The sequence below is a fragment of the Marinoscillum furvescens DSM 4134 genome, assembly GCF_003386095.1.
Taxonomy (GTDB): Bacteria; Bacteroidota; Bacteroidia; order Cytophagales; family Cyclobacteriaceae; genus Marinoscillum; species Marinoscillum furvescens.
Window position 1 is genome coordinate 52,596 of sequence record NZ_QREG01000011.1, and the last position, 17,124, is coordinate 69,719.

Here is a 17,124-nt window from a genome sequence, read left to right on the forward strand (position 1 = left end):
TTTAGCGAGCATACAAAGATTCCTATGGCTAAAGTACTGGTGCTTTTTGCACATCCGAAATATGAACGATCCAGAGTCAATCGCAGACTTGTGGAGCAAATCAAACACCATGAAGAGGTCACTTTTCATGACTTGTATCAGCAATATCCGGACTTTAACATCGATGTGGTACTGGAAAAAAACCTACTGACTAACCATGATGTCATCATTTGGCATCACCCCTTTTACTGGTACAGTTGCCCTCCATTGATGAAACAGTGGATAGACGTGGTATTGGAATACAACTGGGCTTATGGTCCAAAAGGGAATGCACTACAGGGCAAACAGGTACTGAGTGTAATTACCACCGGAGGAACACCTGAGGTTTATTGTGCCCAGGGAAACAACAACTACTCAGTGAATGAGTTTTTGCGCCCGTTCGAACAAACTGCCAGGCTATGTGGAATGGACTATCTACCTCCATTTGCGGTAATGGGCACCTACCAGCTATCAGAAGTAGACCTGGATACTTATGCAGAAAAATTCAATAAAATACTGACCCTGTTAAAAAACGGCGAGGTAGACTTGTCTAACTCATCCCGTTTTATGAACGATTTACCAGCTCTTAAAAACACTACATCATCATGAGTGGAAGTATCCTGTTTCAAGCCATTATATTTTTAGCGGGTGCCATTATCTGCGTGCCTATCGCCAAGCGCTTTGGGTTGAGCTCGGTGCTAGGATATCTGATCGCCGGAATTGTGATTGGTCCATATGTATTGGGTTTTGTGGGTGAAGAAGGTGAGGATATTCTTCATTTTGCAGAGTTCGGGGTGGTGATTATGCTGTTTCTGATTGGATTGGAGATAGAGCCAAGAAGTTTTTGGAAAATGCGCAAAGCCATAGCTGGAATGGGTGGTGCACAGCTGGCACTTACATTAAGTTTAGCATACCTGCTGTTTATTACACTCGGCTTTGACTCCAAGGTCTCGCTCGTTATAGGCATGTCCGTGGTTTTGTCGTCTACGGCCATTGTACTCCAAACATTGAAAGAAAAAGGGCTGATGGATACCTCGTTTGGCAATTCCTCGTTTTCCATTCTGCTTTTTCAAGATATCATAGTGATTCCCATGTTGGCCATTATACCCTTGCTATCTTCTGGAAATACTCACGTGGATTCAGGACATGGTGATGAGCTGCACGTTTATTTGCTAGAAGATCTGCCTCTGGGTGTGCAAACGCTGGCAGTAATCCTTTCGGTGGTACTCGTCATACTCGCAGGTCGTTATTTGTTTGTACCGATGTTGAGATTGGTAGCCAAAACACGTCTACGGGAGCTACTTTCCGCGTCGGCCCTTCTGATAGTGCTGGGGTTGTCTTTGGTCATGGAGCTGGTAGGGCTCAGTCCAGCACTTGGCGCATTTCTAGGAGGAGTCGTCCTCGCTACCAGCGAATTTAAACACGAGCTCGAAAGCAACCTGGAGCCATTTAAAGGACTATTGCTGGGATTGTTTTTTATGGCTGTAGGAGCTTCTATCAACTTTATCGTGATCGGCGACAACCCACTAATGATTACCGGATTGGTACTGGGTGTAATCGTGCTCAAAGCAATCGTACTGTTTATTGTCGGCAGCTTGTTTAAAATGAAGCTAGACCAAAAAATTCTTCTCAGCGTGAGTCTGGCTCAAGTAGGTGAATTTGCCTTTGTCTTACTTTCCTTTGCATTCCAACTCAGCATTTTAGACCGAACATATCTGGACATGATGCTGGTAGTAACCGCTCTGAGCATGACGCTGGCACCTATTCTTGGCATCATCAACGAGCGGTTTATCATACCCCGTATAGGCACAAAACGCTCTGCTGAGCGTACTGCTGATCACATCGCTAAAACTCATCGGGTCATATTGATCGGTTTTGGCCATTTTGGGGGTTCGGTAGGTAGGTTTTTGCGATCCTACGGTATAGAAGCCACCATTTTGGATCAGGACTCCAACCGAGTGGACTTACTCCGAAAAATGGGGTTTGAAGTGTACTATGGCGATGCTACCAGACTGGAACTTTTGGAATCTGCGGGGATCGAAGAGGCTGAAGTGGTCATTTGTGCCATAGACAACCCAGACGTATCTGTAGAGCTCGCCAGGGTGCTCAAAGACAAATACCCCCACTTGAAACTCATGATGCGTGCTAAAAACAGAATAGATGCATCCGAACTGTTAAACCTGGGCATTACAAATGTCTACCGCGAAACCTTGGAAACCTCCGTACGCATGGCATCTGATGTGCTGCATCATATGGGTTTTAGAAAATACACCGTCTATCGACAGGCGCAAAATTTCATTAAATACGATGAAGATAGTTTACGCCGGCTGGCTGATTCGCCACGAACTGGAGAGGATTTTATTTTCAAGGTCCGCCAGGAAATCGAGCAGCAGGAAAAGCTGCTCGAAGAAGATCTGCGCAGAGGTATAGTGGACAGTGACCAGCAATGGGACAGTGAACAAATACGCCTGAGCAGATCTAAATCAGCAGAAAACTAACTGTTATTCATACCGTAGTGACTGTACCGGGTTGACCATGGCTGCTTTTAATGTCCGTAGCCCAGCTATAGTCAGTGAGATAGATATAATCACAATGGCTGGAATAAGGAATGTAAATACATCCATGTCTTTGTAGTTTCTAAAAATGGAAGCAATTAACCCGTCGATGAGGTAATATCCCATGGTGACGCCCACTACAGAAGCTATGACGAGTAATATGGCATACCCTCTGCTGATGAGAAATACAATGTGACCCAAACCACCTCCCAGCACTTTTCGAACACCTATTTCTTTAGTTCTGCGTATGAGGTTGATGGACACCAAAGTAAACAGCCCTAAACTGGACAGGATAAATGCTACGATGCCCAGGAAGCCGAAAATAGTTAGAATGTTGTTGTTCACTTCCCGAGCATTGCGCAGTAAATCGTCCTGATAAAAGCCAGCAAAGGTTTTGGTGGGAATTTTAGCATTCCAGGACTCCTCCAGGTAGCTGTAGACTTCTTTTACATTCGAAATATTGGTGCGGGCTACCATAAAGCTATAAGTGCCATCATCCTCGAATTTCAGGCTTTTTAGGCGGATGCCTACTGGCTCCAACGGTGCCCAAAATCCATACATATAGAAATTTTTAACCACTCCTACTACCGTGAGCGTAGTGCTGTCATCCACGACCAGTCGTTGGCCAATAGGGTCTACCCAGTCAAACGCCTCCACCAACTTTTCATTGACCACTATGGAGTTTCGACTGTCCGAAGCTTCCAATTCCTTTTGAAAGGGTCTGCCCTGCACCACTTCCAGCCCCATAGTTTCTATATAGTTGATCCCTACATCCAGCATATCAACGTTCACCTCCTGATCACCATTTTTGAGCAGGCCACCATAATTACCTCGGCCGATGTGATTTTTGGCACTGGCCACTGACTCAATAGCCGGGTTGGCCTCCATGGCAGCAAGAATCTTTTGATACTGTGTATCATTGAGCAAACTCACACCGATGACCTGATTCCGTTCATAGCCCAGATCCAGCGTGTCCTGATACCGCGCATTTTGTATAAAAGCCACACTAGCAAACAATGCAATCACCGTAAAGGTGTACTGAGTGGCTAATAAAAACCGGGTGAGTTTACCTGCTCCGCCAATACTCATACTTCCCCTAAGAATGTTGACAGGCCGGTATTTACTGATATACAGTGATGGATATAGACCGGCCAGCATCGTAGTAAAGATGAGCAAGCCTGCCAAAAACATGTAAAAAGTAAAGTCTTCCATCAACTCCAACTGAAGCTCCATGCCTTCCCACATAGCACTGTACATAGGTACCAGGTAAAGTGCAATGCCTATAGAAGTGATCAGGGCAAGAAAACACACGGCCAGATTTTCGGTCATAAACTGCTGAATCAGCTGTCTTCTGCTGCCGCCCAGCACCTTTCGTATCCCAATTTCTTTGAGTCTTCTGTTGCTATTGGCAATGGCGGTATTGGTAAAATTGAAGCACGCTACCAGCAGTATGAGTAGTGCCATTACCTGAGGGGTAAGCACTGCTGCTGTAGGCATGGCGTCACGCAAGTTGTCCCACCGAATGTCATTCGAAATGTGGGCGTGATTGTTCATTGGAGAAAGCACAAAAGAACTGACAATAAAATCCTGTCGTGCTGCATTTTGAATTGGGATATACTTATCCAATAAACCTTCAAAAGCATCCGCTTGCTCAGGCTGATCAAAGTACAAAAAGGTGTTTTGAGCGAATGCTTCCCAGTTCCCTTTTACATTGTCATCGTACATCCTAAAGCGATTTTCGAAGCTGACCAGTACCTCAAAGTGCACAGAAGAGTTTTGTGGTGCTTTCTCCACTACTCCACCTATGGTGAAATTGAAGCTCATCCCAGTATCATCAAATACCGTCAATACCTTCCCTATCGGGTCTTCATCACCATAAAACTTATTGGCATATTCTTTGGTAACTACCGCATTTTCCAGTTGTTGATAAGCCAAAGGATCACCGGATACAGCTGGAAATGTAAAGGACTCCATAAAGCCTGGCTCCGCATAGCATACGCTTGTATTGAAGATTTTGTCCATGTTGACATCACGTGCAGAAAACACATGACTTTCAAATCGAAACACCCGTGAGGCACCCGATAGGTCATTGCGTATAGCCGGCGCCATAGGCATGGGTATACGTCCGTATTCATGGAGGTCGCCCTGATTTTCGCGGATGCTATGGATTTTATAGATGTGATCTATCTGTGCATGGTTTTTATCAAAGTCAATATTGTACTTGGTATTGAGATAAGCCACGATACAACACGCAAGTGCCAGTCCCAGCCCAACTATATTGATGGCCACATAGACTTTGTTTTTGAGCAAGTTGCGAAAAGCGATAATGAGGAAGTTTTTGAGCATGGCAAGCAGGTTACAGGTAATCAGAGTTTTACTCTCTTGTAAAAGCCAATCATTATGCCAACCATTTTAACTATCTATAAATCAATGTCATAGATCAGCTTAGTTAGTCTGTCTGTACGGATTTGAACAGAAAAATGTACGGAATTGTGGTCGCTGCTTGTAGCTTACAATCAGTCATATGATGGATTTACTCGATACCACACCGTATTTTGAGCAATTTTTGCTCGTAATAAATTGCTATTGAATGATTTAGAGTATCAAGCTTAATTTGATACTCATGAAAGCACTGGTAATTTATTTAGGGCTCATGCTACCGATTGGCCTTACTGCCGAGAGCCTTGAAATGAGAATTTCAAGGGTGACTTCTCAGTGGAAGTCCGAAATGCAGAAGCTCACCGAATATCAGGGACTGAAATCTTTTTGCGAGCAGTCAGCATACAGAAGGCAGGTCATAGCCATGCTCCACGAAATACATGCCTATCATGATGAATTGGAGAAGTTGCTAACCAGCCCGCACTCCGCACATACCACCCGTGTGGCCCGGAGACTTATCAGGCATTTGGACCATTTAGAAGAACATTATAATGTACATGCGTTTAAGTTGTTTTTCCACGATCAATGTGGGCTCCAACAGAAGATAGAAAGGCGTTCCGCTCATTATAAAGCTGGGTTTGGGGTGCACTCCTACAGTGGTAAAGTCTACGCCCAGGAAGTAGAAATGTATCGGTATATCAAAAAGCTAACCCGAAAAATTGTAAGAATCCGCAAACATGTGGGGCACTTCTATAGAAGAAAACCTGCGTGGGATCACTCTTAAACAAATTTTTACACCAAAACCCAAACAACCATGCCCCGATTTGTACTCCTATTAGTAGCACTGACGTTTGCCATTTATACAAAGATGGACTTGCGCCAGCATACACTAAGCCAGCAGACATATGAGCTTCGCCTTCAACAGGCAGAGCAGCATGCGCAGCAATTTATCAGGACCTTACAATCTGAAACCATGGATTGTCACCTCCAATGCCTGAATTCAGGTGCCAACGTACCCTTCCAGGTGTCAGATTGCGCTTATGAAGTGTTTGAAAAATATCACCGAGCTGAGCTGACGGCCATGATGAACGACCTGGCCGGAGTAAACCTGCGCTAGCTATTACTTTTTAAAAAACAAAACTTAAAGCCTATGCAACCCAAAACCTGGAAAGACATCCTAAATCAAAAAAGAAATACAGCGCTAACGCTGGTATCTGTGTTTATCCTTTTTCTGATGACCTGTGTACTCAACAAGGTACATCTTACTCAGCTAGAAGAGTCTCTGGAAGCCATCTATCAGGACCGGCTGATGGCCAATGGTTACATATATCAGCTTGCGGACCTGCTTCATCAAAAGGAAGCCCTTCTGGTAACTGCGGATAGCTACCAGGCCGAGCAAAACCTCCAACTCAATGACTCCATAGCTTCCTTAATTAGCAGCTATGAAAAAACACGTCTGACCAAAGAGGAAGCACAAGTGTTTGAAGCATTGAAAAAACACCTGCGCATTGCAGAAAAGCTGGAGGCTCAAAACGAGGCACAACCCGCTTTAGTGGCTACCATAAAAACGCGCTATGGAAATGCTCAAAACGCACTTCATCAGCTATCAGGCATCCAACTGTACGAAGGCAAGAACGTATTGAAGGCCTCTAACCAAACGATTGCTTCTAATCGCATGACCGTTCAGCTGGAAATTGGATTGCTCATCATTCTCGGTCTGATGATTCACTTTGTGGTATCATCCCAATGGGTAGTAGGTAAGCCGATGCCTCAATAAGGTGGGCCATTGACTTTGCAGAGCTTTTTGCAAGGTTTAACTTGCGTGAAAATAGCCTTTATGAAAAGCATCGAAAGCCTGGAGGATATAAAAATGCTCGTAGATACGTTTTACGGCTGTGTGCGTAAAGATGAGCTTTTGGGACCCATTTTCTCAGAGAAGTTAGGCGATCATTGGGAAAATCATCTCACCAAGATGTATAGCTTTTGGCAGACCGTCTTACTCGGAACTTATACGTACAGCGGACGGCCTTTTCCCCCTCATGCTCAATTGCCAGTGGATAAGCAGCACTTTGAGCGTTGGCTAGCACTATTTGAGCAAACCGTAGATGAGTTGTTTGAAGGTGAAAAAGCTGATGAAGCTAAATGGAGAGCACACAAAATGGCTGAAATGTTTCAGTACAAGATCGCTTACCTGCGAGAGCACCAAAAACACCCTCTTCATTGACAGTAGTTTTCTTTAGCTTATAAGCCAGCGAACTAATAGCCAGGTGAACACTCCAAATACTGCGAAATAAAGGAATATTGTTCTTTTGGAAGGTTGGAATACATTGGACCGATAGCCCAAATAGATCAGGATGCCTGCTAGCATGGGCACGAACAGGGCTCCACTCAAGGCATATAGTTTTTGCATTTTTGCAAATCCTAGTGGCAGACCACATATAGGCACTAATGCCAGCAAGGCCAACGATCGGTTATAGGTTTTGGCTGGAGTAGTGGCAGGTAGCAAACGCTGCAGTACATCAGCATACAAATAAGGAACACTTTGCCATACCCCCAGCAAGCTGCTAAAAATGGCCGCAAAAGCACCAAGACGGAAAATCCAAGCCACCAATGGCCCGGAGTGGGTCTCTAGCTCTGCAGCTAGTTGTACCAGCAGGCTAGCACCCCCTCCCTGTATTTCTATCCGACTGCCTATGATAACCATACCTACTCCCAATAGCACCGTGGTACCGTAGGCCAGGGCAAGATCTATCCGGGATTGACGCAATCCTTCCCGTCCTTCTCGTTGATGTTCGCGAATCCAATAGCCATAACACAAGACCGTAACCGTACCTCCTACACCTCCCATAGTGGCTATAAACCAGCTCAAATCAGTAGAAGAAGATTGCCAAAACCCTGAAAAATCGTCAAAGGCAAAATCCAGTTTGAAAAGGGTGAAGCATACAGCTACTACCATCAGAGCCACAGACAAACTCATGATCCGCTCAAAGGCAGTAAAGCCACCTACCTTTACTAGCAACCAGCCCGTCAAACTCAACACAATGCCAAACACAACCTTTGCCTTTCCCGGATCATCAAAAACTGGCCAGATTGCATGAACCGCAATGCCATTAGCGCTCATGAGGGCTACAGCTACCGTAAAACTCCAAACAGTCAGATATACCAGGAATGACCAGCCCACAAGTTTCGATGTATTGAGCAAAGCCCCTTCTATGAGGGTGCTGTTGGTATCCAACTGCCATTTGGTGAGGCCTTCATTCAGTACAAACTTCATTATTCCCCCTATGACAACAGCCCATATAGCCACCAGCCCAATATTGGACCCGGCTAAAGCCGAAGTAGCCAGGTCTCCAGCACCTACACCAGTAGCCGCTACCAGCAAACCGGGGCCTATCCTGGTAAGTATTCTTTTCATAGCATGCTAATCTAAGCATCATTCAGGGTTTGCGTTGAGTAGAAATCAGATTCTATCTAGTCCTATGAAAAAAATCGATGGTGGAGGCAAGAATGAAAAAAAGATCGTAACTTCATCTTCAAGTCTCGATTAGATGCGAAAAAGTCTTTTACATATCATTCTTTGCTCTATTCTGGCATTTGCAGTCACAGATTATATCTGGCTGGAAATGTTTCACGAGGATATCGTATGTATTGATCTCGAACTGGAAAAGGAAAAGGAGCAGGAAAACGAAGAGGAAAAACTCAAAGAGACTGAACACCATGTAAAGAAAGAGCTGTTGCTAATTGGCTTATATCTGGCCAAACACAATCAACCAAAACTTTCTATAGGCCCTGGCTCAGGGTACATTAAAAATGGCAATTCCTTTGCCCCAGACATCACACACAACAAACCTCCTAAGTATCTGGAAATCTGCCAGATAATCATTTACAGCTAAAGTACAATTCGGTCATAATAATTTTTAGCAGACATCATCGATGTACTGCATGGGATAGCTATGTCCCATTCTCTCCAATACAAAACTCAATTGAATTGTACTTATGTCATTATCCACAATTTTAGAAAATTTTGCCCATCCGGCTACCCTCTTTTTCTTTCTCGGCATGCTAGCCGTGATCGTAAAATCTGACCTTGAGATTCCACCTCAAATCGCCAAGTTCCTGAGCATCTATCTGTTGTTTGATATCGGGATAAAAGGAGGTGAAGAACTCTTTCACAGTGGCTTCAACAGCCAGGTGCTCACAGTGATTCTTGTTTGTGTGAGCGCCTCATTTCTGGTGCCATTTGCCATGTATTATATCCTCAACCGCAAGCTGAGCGTGTATGATGCAGGCGCTGTAGCTGCTACTTACGGTTCTATTTCCGCCGTGACATTTGCAACGGCTACTGCTTTCCTTGAAGGCCAAAATGAACCCTTCGGTGGATATATGGTGGCTGGTATGGCCCTGATGGAATCTCCTGCCATCATAGCTGGCCTGATACTTATTCGCCTAAACAACAAAACTGATGAAAGCGAAACAAGATCTGGCAATTTTAATCACATACTCCGAGAATCCTTTTTCAATGGATCAGTTCTCCTGTTAGTAGGGAGTTTAGTGATCGGCTATGTCGCTGGAGAAACAGGCGAAAAGGAACTCAAACCATTTGTAAATGAGATATTCTTTGGGATGCTCAGTCTATACATGCTGGACATGGGACTGTTAGCAGGTCGCAGGATTCGTGAACTTCGCAAAGCAGGTGCTTTTGTTGTTTCCTTTGCAGCACTGTTTCCACCAGCAATTGCTGTCCTGGGAATAGCACTTTCATATGCACTGGGGTATTCTGCAGGGGATGCCTTGCTGCAAACCATACTTTTGGCCAGTGCTTCCTATATAGCTGTACCTGCCGCCATGCGAATGGCTGTGCCTCAGGCCAATATGAGCATACTTCTACCCATGGCTTTAGGTGTGACTTTCACCTTCAATATTGCTCTGGGTATTCCTCTCTATTATTTCATCATTCAAATTTTCTGGTAAAATGAAACTACAAAAAATAGAAATAATTATAGCTAACAGCTTTCTGCAAGACCTTATCCAGCAACTGGAAGGTTGCGGAATTCATGGTTATACGGCTTTGGAGATTTTTCGTGGAAAAGGCACTCAACGCGGCGAACAGCTTTCTGAAGGACTGCTCCCTATTACCAGAAATTCACTGGTCTTTACGATTACAGAAGAGAAACTCTCAGAGCAAGTGATTCAAAAGCTAGACCCATTTATTTCAGAGCGTGGAGGGGTGTTAATAGTCACAGAAGTGACGCATGCCATAGGCATTTCCTAAAAAGAAAGCCCATCTTTAGAGACTTAAAGGTGGGCTTCCAATGGTTTTAACTGTGCCTATTTGCCGTTGAAAAAGATCATGATAGAGATCACAATCGCTACCACGATTACAGACACTACTATATCTTTCCAGTTATAGGATGTTTTATTGCTCGCCTTGTCTTCATCACTAAGCGTACCATAGGTCATTCCGGCCAGTTGCTCTTTGGTTTGAGGAGCTGTGGCAAAACTCACCCCTACGGCCAGAATCACACAAAACAAGAAGAACCACGCACCGAATGTTAGGAAGTTCATGGTGCCCATCGTATGCAGGAAGCTCCCGGGAGCAAAACTGTCTGACAGTACTTCAAGGACAATACGCAAACCACCTACGATAAACCCGACTACCAGGGTAGCATAGGCCCCATGGGCATTGATGCGCTTGTAAAAGATGCCCAGCAAGAATACGGCTGCTATCGGAGGAGCAATGTATGCCTGCACTGACTGTAAGTACTCATACAAAACCCCTGAAATGTTTTGCATGATTGGGATCCACAGGATACCCAGTACTACCACTACGAGCGTAGCCACACGCCCGATGTTTACCAGTTTCTTTTCAGATGTATCCGGTCTTAGTTTTTTATAAATATCTACTGTGAAAAGTGTAGAGCAAGAATTGAATACAGATGCTAATGAGCTCATGAGCGCAGCCAATAATCCTGCAGCAACCAGTCCTCTAAGGCCAGATGGCAACAAATTACTCATCAACACAGGAAATGCCTGATCTGGAGTATCCCAGTGTAATTTACCTTGTGTTTTTAGCGTAAGCGCTACGATACCTGGCACCAAAAACAAGAATACAGGCAATAACTTAAGAAACGCACCCCAAATCGCTCCTCGCCTGCCTTCTTTCAGGTTTTTGGCAGTAAGTGTTCGTTGTACGATATACTGATCTGTACACCAGTACCAAATCCCGACAATGGAACTGGTAATCACCAAAGATGGCCATGGAAAGTCAGGGTCTGTGGCCGGTCTCCACATATTAAAGTACTCCTTACCCAATGTTGACTGCATTTCAGCCCAGCCGCCTACTTCGTTGAGACCGATAAAGGTCAGTGCAGCGGCTCCAAATACCAGCACGATGGCTTGAAGGGTCTCGGTATACACTACGGCCCGCATACCACCAAATACAGTATACAACCCTGTAAGTACTACAGTAGAAAGTGCACCTACCCAAAAGTTGATTCCCAATAGTGAGGCTACTACCACCCCACCAGCATAAATGGTTACGGATATTTTGGTGAGGATATAAGCTACCAGAGATACCACTGAGAGAAACCAGCGTGATTTAGCACTAAAGCGCTTTTCCAGGAATTCTGGCATGGTAAAAACTCCGCTACGGGCATAAAAAGGCAAAAACACCCAACCAAGCAACAATACCACCCAGGCGTGAATTTCATAGATAAGCATCGGAATCTTATTTCCAGCGCCAGCGCCAGCCAGACCTACTACATGTTCAGATCCAATGTTGGAGGCAAAAATAGAAGCTCCGACTACAAACCAGCCCACATTACGGCCCGCCAGGAAGTAGTCCTCAGTATTATTGTTTTTTCGGAAAATGACCCAAATGGCCACCCCGAACAAGATGATGAAGTAGATGGATATAAATACCCAGTCCAGCGTGTCTAAACTCTTCATTGTTCGTTAGAGATTAAAAGTTTAATAAAATATTGCCGGGGCAGGGGCATTTGCTTGGCAATATAAACGATCTTCTTAGCTTTTGGTAATAAAAACGTATTTCGTAGTGCTTTTGTAGACATCTCCTGCCCTAAGCACTACCTCTGGAAAATCAGGCTGATTAGGGGAATTAGGAAAATGTTGGGTTTCCAGACAAAAACCACTTCTGTGTCCATAGTTCTTTCCGCCCTTACCAGTAATGGTACCATCCAGGAAATTTCCTGAGTAGAACTGGATGCCTGGCTCCGTAGTATAAACACTCACCTGTCTCCCACTCTTAGCGTCAAACGCCGCAGCAGCAAGGTTTAATCCCTTTTTCTCCTGATCAATTGCCCAGCAATGATCAAAGCCTAATCCATACGCAATTTGTTGATTATCGGCATTAATGTCCTTCCCAATTCTCTTGAAACTTGTAAAGTCAAAAGGTGTGCCTTGTACTGACCTTAGTTCGCCAGTAGGAATCAACGTACTATCTACCGGTAAAAACTTCTGAGCGTTAATCATCAGCTCATGGTCCAATATATCTGACTCCCTTCCAGTGAGATTAAAGTAAGTATGCTGAGTTAAATTGACAATGGTCGTTTGGTCTGAAGTAGCATGGTAGTCTACGATAAGCTCATTATCATTTGTCAAAGTGTACTGTACTTTTACATCCAAGTTACCTGGGTAGCCTTCTTCCATAGCTGGGCTTAGATACTCCAAAGTCACTGCCACTCCATTTTCAACAGCAGCTTCTTTTAATTCCCAAACTACTTTGTCAAAACCCCTTTCACCGCCGTGCAAGTGATTGTTTCCATCATTTGTCGCAAGCGTGTACGTTTTTCCTTCCAGTGTAAACTGACCACCTGCTATCCTATTCCCAAACCTACCGATGAGTGCTCCGAAGTAGGGGTTTTTCTCTAAATAACCTTCTAAGTCATCATAGCCCAGCACAATATCATCGAAATTACCTTTTCGATCCGGTGTTTTAATACTAGTTATAATACCTCCATATGAAATTACTTTCATAGAGAACCCATTCGCATTGGTGAGGGTATAGGCAAAAACTTTGGTACCATCATCTAGTATACCAAATAACTCCTTCTGAACAGCTGTTTTTACATGAGACTCATTTGTTTTTTTAGAGTTGGTACATCCTGCCAAAACCAGAAACAAAATGATCAGTGTGAACAGGTGCATATTAAGTTGCTTCATTTCAATGGTTGAGTTTTGAGATTAGTGAATGTGATAATATACCTCATTCCAACGAAGTTTCTCTTTAAATTCGCGCACATTGGTGTTTTGATCAATAACTACCAACTCCACATCCGCAATCTCAGCAAAATCTTCTATGTATTCTGTATCTAAAGCTTTACTGAATACCGTGTGATGGGCGCCTCCAGCATGTATCCAGGATTGAGCAGCCACTTCGAGGTTTGGTCTGGGATCCCACAATACTCGTGCGACAGGCAGTTTGGGTAATTCTTGTTCTGGCTTTACAGCGTCCACTTCATTCACAATCAGCCTAAACCTGCTTCCCATATCTACCATCGATACGTTAATGGCCTCTCCGGAATCTACATCAAAGACCAGACGTGCCGGGTCGTCTTTTCCTCCAATTCCTAATGGGTGCACTTCGCACTTTGGTTTACCCAATGCAATGGAAGGGCATATTTCGAGCATGTGTGAGCCCAACACCCGAGAGCGCCCATTCCTAAAATCATAAGTATAATCTTCCATAAACGAACTACCGCCCTCAAGTCCCTGGTCCATTACTTTGATGGCATAGAGCAATGCCGAATGCTTCCAGTCTCCTTCCGCACCAAAGCCATACCCTGCTGCCATCAGACGTTGTGATGCTATTCCTGGTAGCTGCTTAATGCCGTGCAAGTCTTCAAAAGTATCTGTGTACGCTCCAAAGCCACCATCTTCTAAAAACGCCTTTAGCCCCAGTTCGATTTGTGCTGCATCTTTTAGTGATGCACTTTTCAAAACATCATCGCTTATCACGTAAGTATCCTGATAAATTTCTAACAAGGATTTCACCTCTTGCTCACTCACAGCTTCAATAAACTTGACAACATCCCCTACACCGTATCCATTTACTGAAAAGCCAAATTTCATTTGTGCTTCCACTTTATCACCTTCCGTCACAGCCACTTCACGCATGTTATCACCTATTCTCGCCAATTTCAGGTTTTGTAGAGCATGCCAACCGGCAGCCACCCTGGACCATTTACCCAGTGCCTGTTGTGCTTTTTGTGCCTGCCAATGACCCACAATGACTTTACGGTTTTTTCGTAGGCGACTAGCCATAAAACCAAATTCTCTACCTCCATGTGCTGATTGGTTTTCATTCATGAAATCCATATCAATTTTGTCCCATGGAATCTCGTCGTTAAACTGGGTATGAAAATGAACCAATGGTTTTCGAAGAATTTGCAATCCTCGAATCCACATTTTAGCAGGAGAAAATGTATGCATCCAACTCACAATACCTACACAGTTTGCCGAATTGTTGGCAGCCTCGCATACTTGGTAGATTTCTTCGGGACTTTTTACCACTCCTTTATAATGTACGGCTACAGGAATGTGCGTGCTTTTATGCAGAGCGTCAGCTATTTTTTTAGAGTGATCTGCTACGTTTTGAAGAATTTCATCACCATAGAGGTGCTGACTTCCAGTGACAAACCAAATTTCAAGTGTATTTAATGTGATCATTTATCTCTTATTTTTGACCGTAATAGGCGTTTTTCCCGTGTTTTCTTTCGTAATGCTTGTTGACCAATGCTTCTTTAAGCCTCGGAGCCTTTGGGTTGATCTGTAATGTAAGAAAGGCCATCCGTGCGAGTTCTTCCATTACTTTGCTGTTGTAGACGGCTTTTTCTGCGCTTTTCCCCCAGCTAAAGGGGCCATGGTTGCCCAAAAGTACCATCTCCACTTCCTCATAGGATAATCCTTTTGATTCGAAACAGTCGATGATCTGCTGTCCTGTCATATGTTCGTAATCTCCCTGGATCAGTTCATCGCTCATCGGTGGAGCGCAGGGTATATCCGCCGTGAGGTGATCTGCATGTGTGGTCCCAAAATTTGGAATATCCATCTGAGCCTGAGCCCAGGCTACAGAGTAGGTCGCATGTGTATGCGATATACCTCCAATTTTATCCCAGGATTTATAGAGAAAAGCATGTGTTTTGGTATCGGATGAAGGACGCATTTTGCCTTCCACCAGCTGGTTGTCAAAATCTACAACTACTATATCCGACACCTGCAGTTCCTCATATGGTACCCCACTTGGTTTGATGGCAAAAACCTCTTTCTCACGGTCTACCTGACTGACATTTCCAAAGGTATAAACTACCAGATCAAGTGCTGGTAGTTGCATATTAGCTTCGTAGCACGCTTCCTTTATGTTTTGATAAGGTGACTTCATCGGCTTAGATAATTAAATAGAGGACTCTACAAACCCTCCTAGTTTTTGATAATTGCTATAAAGATTCTGGTATTGTTTTACCAATTCTGGTTGTGGATGGTAGGTCTTCTCAAACCCATTGCCCATAGCTGCTATGGCTGATTCTGTATTTGGGTACAAACCGGCAGCTACAGCCGCGTACATTGCCGCACCTAAAGCGGGGGCCTGGTCTGACACTGCTACTTTTATAGGCATATTGAGCACATTGGCTAAAGTCTGCATGATGAACGTTGATTTTTTGGCCACTCCCCCTATACCCACTATTTCTTTGATGGGCACACCCTCCGTCTCAAATCGGTCTACGATTAGCTTTGAGCCATAGCAAATGGACTCAACCAACGCTCGAAAAACATGTGGAGCCTGGGTGCCAAGACTTAAGTTCATGATAGCTGCCTTCAGGTTTTGATTAGCATCTGGTGTACGTCTGCCATTTACCCAATCCAGCGCAAGAGGAGCTGACTCGGCTATAGGTGTTTGCTCTGCCTGTGTAGAAAGCTGAGTAAGAATCTCTTCTTTGAGTTCTTCAATATCCTGTGGAGAAAGTTTGCTTGTAGCCAAGTGATCTAGAGGCCAGCTAAGCAGGTTTTTAAACCAGGCCAACACATCCCCAAATGCAGACTGACCAGCCTCCAGACCGATTAGGCCGGGTATGACCGCCCCATCTACCTGCCCACATATTCCATGTATGGTGCGTTTGCCTACTACTTCTTTTGAAGACACGATAATATCACAAGTAGAAGTACCCATGACACGCACAAGCGTATGTTCCTTTACTTCAGCGCCGATAGCACCGGCATGGGCGTCAAAAGTTCCCACGGCTACCACTGTATCTTCAGTCAACCCCAGTTTCTGTGCCCATTCACTGGATAGGCGTCCAGCTGCCTGATCTGCAGTATAGGTCTCTGTATAAAGCCGCTTTTTTAAGTCGACAAGGTATGGGTCTAATTGTCCCAAAAACGTATCTGAAGGCAAACCACCCCAGCTCTCGTGCCACATGGCCTTATGCCCAGCTGCACAACGTGAACGCTTTAACTCATTTAGTTTTTCTCCTCCTGTGAGCAAATAGGTCATGTAATCGCAGTGCTCCACCCAGCTGTAAGCCTGCCTTTTTACTGCATCATCTTGTCGTACAATATGAAGAACCTTCGCCCAAAACCATTCAGATGAATAAGTCCCTCCCACATAGCGGGTATAATCCTCCCCTCCCCAGGTTTTGGCGAGCTGCGTAATTTCCTCGGCCTCAGCAATGGCGGTATGGTCTTTCCATAATACCATCATGGCATTTGGGTTTTGAGAAAATTCAGGAAGCATAGCCAATGCCTCTCCTGATTCATTTACCGGAATAGGTGATGATCCAGTAGTATCTACACAGATACCTTTTATCGCTGAGGAGTTTACATCACAAGCTGCTACAAGCTCCCTAATGGTAGATTCCATTCCATCCACATGATCCAGAGGATGTTGCCTAAATTGATTTTGCTCAGGCTTACAATATTTGCCCTCCTTCCACCGCTCATACCAATGAACTTTAGCTCCAATAACCTCTCCATTACTGGCATTTACCAATACCGACCTAACGGAGTCCGAACCAAAGTCTAATCCAATAACATAGCTATTTACCATCCCAATACTGTCAAATTTTCATACTTACGCTAATATAATGGAAATGTGTTTATTAGTGTATTTACAACACTTATAATTTTGAAATAAAGAAACAGCTATAAACCTTTACAC

Annotated in this window: 16 protein-coding genes; 9 read left to right on the top strand and 7 right to left on the bottom strand. The window is 44.3% G+C overall.

All coding sequences use genetic code 11. The features are described 5' to 3' along the window. Positions 1-24 precede the first annotated feature (24 nt). Together kefF and C7460_RS12440 are read left to right on the top strand one after the other, a co-directional pair. Positions 25-627, top strand: a complete 603-nt coding sequence (gene kefF / locus C7460_RS12435) for a glutathione-regulated potassium-efflux system oxidoreductase KefF (RefSeq protein ID WP_115868436.1) — start codon at positions 25-27, stop codon at positions 625-627. Continuing rightward, positions 624-2,516 (top strand): monovalent cation:proton antiporter-2 (CPA2) family protein, encoded by a 1,893-nt coding sequence (locus C7460_RS12440; protein ID WP_115868437.1) that lies wholly within the window; start codon positions 624-626, stop codon positions 2,514-2,516. The genes kefF and C7460_RS12440 overlap by 4 nt, the downstream gene beginning before the upstream one ends. 3 nt (positions 2,517-2,519) lie before the next feature. On the opposite strand, the gene C7460_RS12445 is transcribed toward C7460_RS12440, so the two are convergent. Then, complete coding sequence (locus tag C7460_RS12445) at positions 2,520-4,919, bottom strand: ABC transporter permease (protein WP_115868438.1); 2,400 nt, start codon at positions 4,917-4,919, stop codon at positions 2,520-2,522. Between the two features lie 277 nt (positions 4,920-5,196). Between C7460_RS12445 and C7460_RS12450 the strand changes: the two genes are divergently transcribed. Genes C7460_RS12450 through C7460_RS12465 form a run of 4 tightly spaced genes read left to right on the top strand, consistent with a single transcriptional unit; the run spans position 5,197 to position 7,176 of the window. Further along, positions 5,197-5,736 carry a hypothetical protein gene (locus tag C7460_RS12450; RefSeq protein ID WP_115868439.1) on the top strand — a complete coding sequence of 180 codons (540 nt, stop codon included), beginning with the start codon at positions 5,197-5,199 and terminating at the stop codon, positions 5,734-5,736. A 30-nt stretch (positions 5,737-5,766) separates the two neighbouring features. Continuing rightward, complete coding sequence (locus C7460_RS12455) at positions 5,767-6,069, top strand: hypothetical protein (RefSeq protein ID WP_115868440.1); 303 nt, start codon at positions 5,767-5,769, stop codon at positions 6,067-6,069. Between the two features lie 33 nt (positions 6,070-6,102). After that, positions 6,103-6,729 carry an MCP four helix bundle domain-containing protein gene (locus tag C7460_RS12460; protein ID WP_115868441.1) on the top strand — a complete coding sequence of 209 codons (627 nt, stop codon included), beginning with the start codon at positions 6,103-6,105 and terminating at the stop codon, positions 6,727-6,729. Between the two features lie 60 nt (positions 6,730-6,789). Then, complete coding sequence (locus C7460_RS12465) at positions 6,790-7,176, top strand: group III truncated hemoglobin (RefSeq protein WP_115868442.1); 387 nt, start codon at positions 6,790-6,792, stop codon at positions 7,174-7,176. A 12-nt stretch (positions 7,177-7,188) separates the two neighbouring features. On the opposite strand, the gene C7460_RS12470 is transcribed toward C7460_RS12465, so the two are convergent. Continuing rightward, positions 7,189-8,367, bottom strand: coding sequence for an Nramp family divalent metal transporter (locus C7460_RS12470; protein WP_115868443.1), 1,179 nt, complete (start codon positions 8,365-8,367; stop codon positions 7,189-7,191). 133 nt (positions 8,368-8,500) lie between these two features. Between C7460_RS12470 and C7460_RS12475 the strand changes: the two genes are divergently transcribed. The 3 genes from C7460_RS12475 (at position 8,501) to C7460_RS12485 (ending at position 10,224) form a co-directional block, all read left to right on the top strand. After that, the gene (locus tag C7460_RS12475; protein ID WP_147302939.1) at positions 8,501-8,845 is read left to right on the top strand and encodes a hypothetical protein; all 345 of its coding nucleotides are present in this window, start codon (positions 8,501-8,503) and stop codon (positions 8,843-8,845) included. 103 nt (positions 8,846-8,948) lie between these two features. Further along, on the top strand, positions 8,949-9,923 hold the full coding sequence (locus C7460_RS12480; protein ID WP_115868445.1) for a sodium-dependent bicarbonate transport family permease: 975 nt from the start codon (positions 8,949-8,951) through the stop codon (positions 9,921-9,923). A 1-nt stretch (position 9,924) separates the two neighbouring features. Then, complete coding sequence (locus tag C7460_RS12485; RefSeq protein WP_115868446.1) at positions 9,925-10,224, top strand: P-II family nitrogen regulator; 300 nt, start codon at positions 9,925-9,927, stop codon at positions 10,222-10,224. A gap of 56 nt (positions 10,225-10,280) precedes the next feature. On the opposite strand, the gene C7460_RS12490 is transcribed toward C7460_RS12485, so the two are convergent. From C7460_RS12490 to C7460_RS12510, 5 genes are all read right to left on the bottom strand, one after another. Continuing rightward, positions 10,281-11,900 carry a sodium:solute symporter gene (locus C7460_RS12490; protein WP_115868447.1) on the bottom strand — a complete coding sequence of 540 codons (1,620 nt, stop codon included), beginning with the start codon at positions 11,898-11,900 and terminating at the stop codon, positions 10,281-10,283. A 75-nt stretch (positions 11,901-11,975) separates the two neighbouring features. Beyond that, positions 11,976-13,133, bottom strand: coding sequence for a galactose-1-epimerase (locus C7460_RS12495; RefSeq protein ID WP_115868448.1), 1,158 nt, complete (start codon positions 13,131-13,133; stop codon positions 11,976-11,978). Between the two features lie 21 nt (positions 13,134-13,154). Beyond that, entirely contained in the window at positions 13,155-14,639 is a 1,485-nt protein-coding gene (gene araA / locus C7460_RS12500; RefSeq protein WP_115868449.1) for an L-arabinose isomerase, read from the bottom strand. A gap of 7 nt (positions 14,640-14,646) precedes the next feature. After that, complete coding sequence (locus C7460_RS12505) at positions 14,647-15,351, bottom strand: L-ribulose-5-phosphate 4-epimerase (RefSeq protein ID WP_115868450.1); 705 nt, start codon at positions 15,349-15,351, stop codon at positions 14,647-14,649. A gap of 12 nt (positions 15,352-15,363) precedes the next feature. Then, positions 15,364-17,013 (bottom strand): ribulokinase, encoded by a 1,650-nt coding sequence (locus C7460_RS12510; protein WP_115868451.1) that lies wholly within the window; start codon positions 17,011-17,013, stop codon positions 15,364-15,366. Positions 17,014-17,124: the final 111 nt, after the last annotated feature.

Coding starts and splice junctions, on each gene's coding strand:
- kefF (WP_115868436.1), top strand. CDS start 25: ATGGCTAAAGTACTGGTGCTTTTTGCACATCCGAAATATGAACGATCC.
- C7460_RS12440 (WP_115868437.1), top strand. CDS start 624: ATGAGTGGAAGTATCCTGTTTCAAGCCATTATATTTTTAGCGGGTGCC.
- C7460_RS12445 (WP_115868438.1), bottom strand. CDS start 4,919: ATGCTCAAAAACTTCCTCATTATCGCTTTTCGCAACTTGCTCAAAAAC.
- C7460_RS12450 (WP_115868439.1), top strand. CDS start 5,197: ATGAAAGCACTGGTAATTTATTTAGGGCTCATGCTACCGATTGGCCTT.
- C7460_RS12455 (WP_115868440.1), top strand. CDS start 5,767: ATGCCCCGATTTGTACTCCTATTAGTAGCACTGACGTTTGCCATTTAT.
- C7460_RS12460 (WP_115868441.1), top strand. CDS start 6,103: ATGCAACCCAAAACCTGGAAAGACATCCTAAATCAAAAAAGAAATACA.
- C7460_RS12465 (WP_115868442.1), top strand. CDS start 6,790: ATGAAAAGCATCGAAAGCCTGGAGGATATAAAAATGCTCGTAGATACG.
- C7460_RS12470 (WP_115868443.1), bottom strand. CDS start 8,367: ATGAAAAGAATACTTACCAGGATAGGCCCCGGTTTGCTGGTAGCGGCT.
- C7460_RS12475 (WP_147302939.1), top strand. CDS start 8,501: ATGCGAAAAAGTCTTTTACATATCATTCTTTGCTCTATTCTGGCATTT.
- C7460_RS12480 (WP_115868445.1), top strand. CDS start 8,949: ATGTCATTATCCACAATTTTAGAAAATTTTGCCCATCCGGCTACCCTC.
- C7460_RS12485 (WP_115868446.1), top strand. CDS start 9,925: ATGAAACTACAAAAAATAGAAATAATTATAGCTAACAGCTTTCTGCAA.
- C7460_RS12490 (WP_115868447.1), bottom strand. CDS start 11,900: ATGAAGAGTTTAGACACGCTGGACTGGGTATTTATATCCATCTACTTC.
- C7460_RS12495 (WP_115868448.1), bottom strand. CDS start 13,133: ATGAAGCAACTTAATATGCACCTGTTCACACTGATCATTTTGTTTCTG.
- araA (WP_115868449.1), bottom strand. CDS start 14,639: ATGATCACATTAAATACACTTGAAATTTGGTTTGTCACTGGAAGTCAG.
- C7460_RS12505 (WP_115868450.1), bottom strand. CDS start 15,351: ATGAAGTCACCTTATCAAAACATAAAGGAAGCGTGCTACGAAGCTAAT.
- C7460_RS12510 (WP_115868451.1), bottom strand. CDS start 17,013: ATGGTAAATAGCTATGTTATTGGATTAGACTTTGGTTCGGACTCCGTT.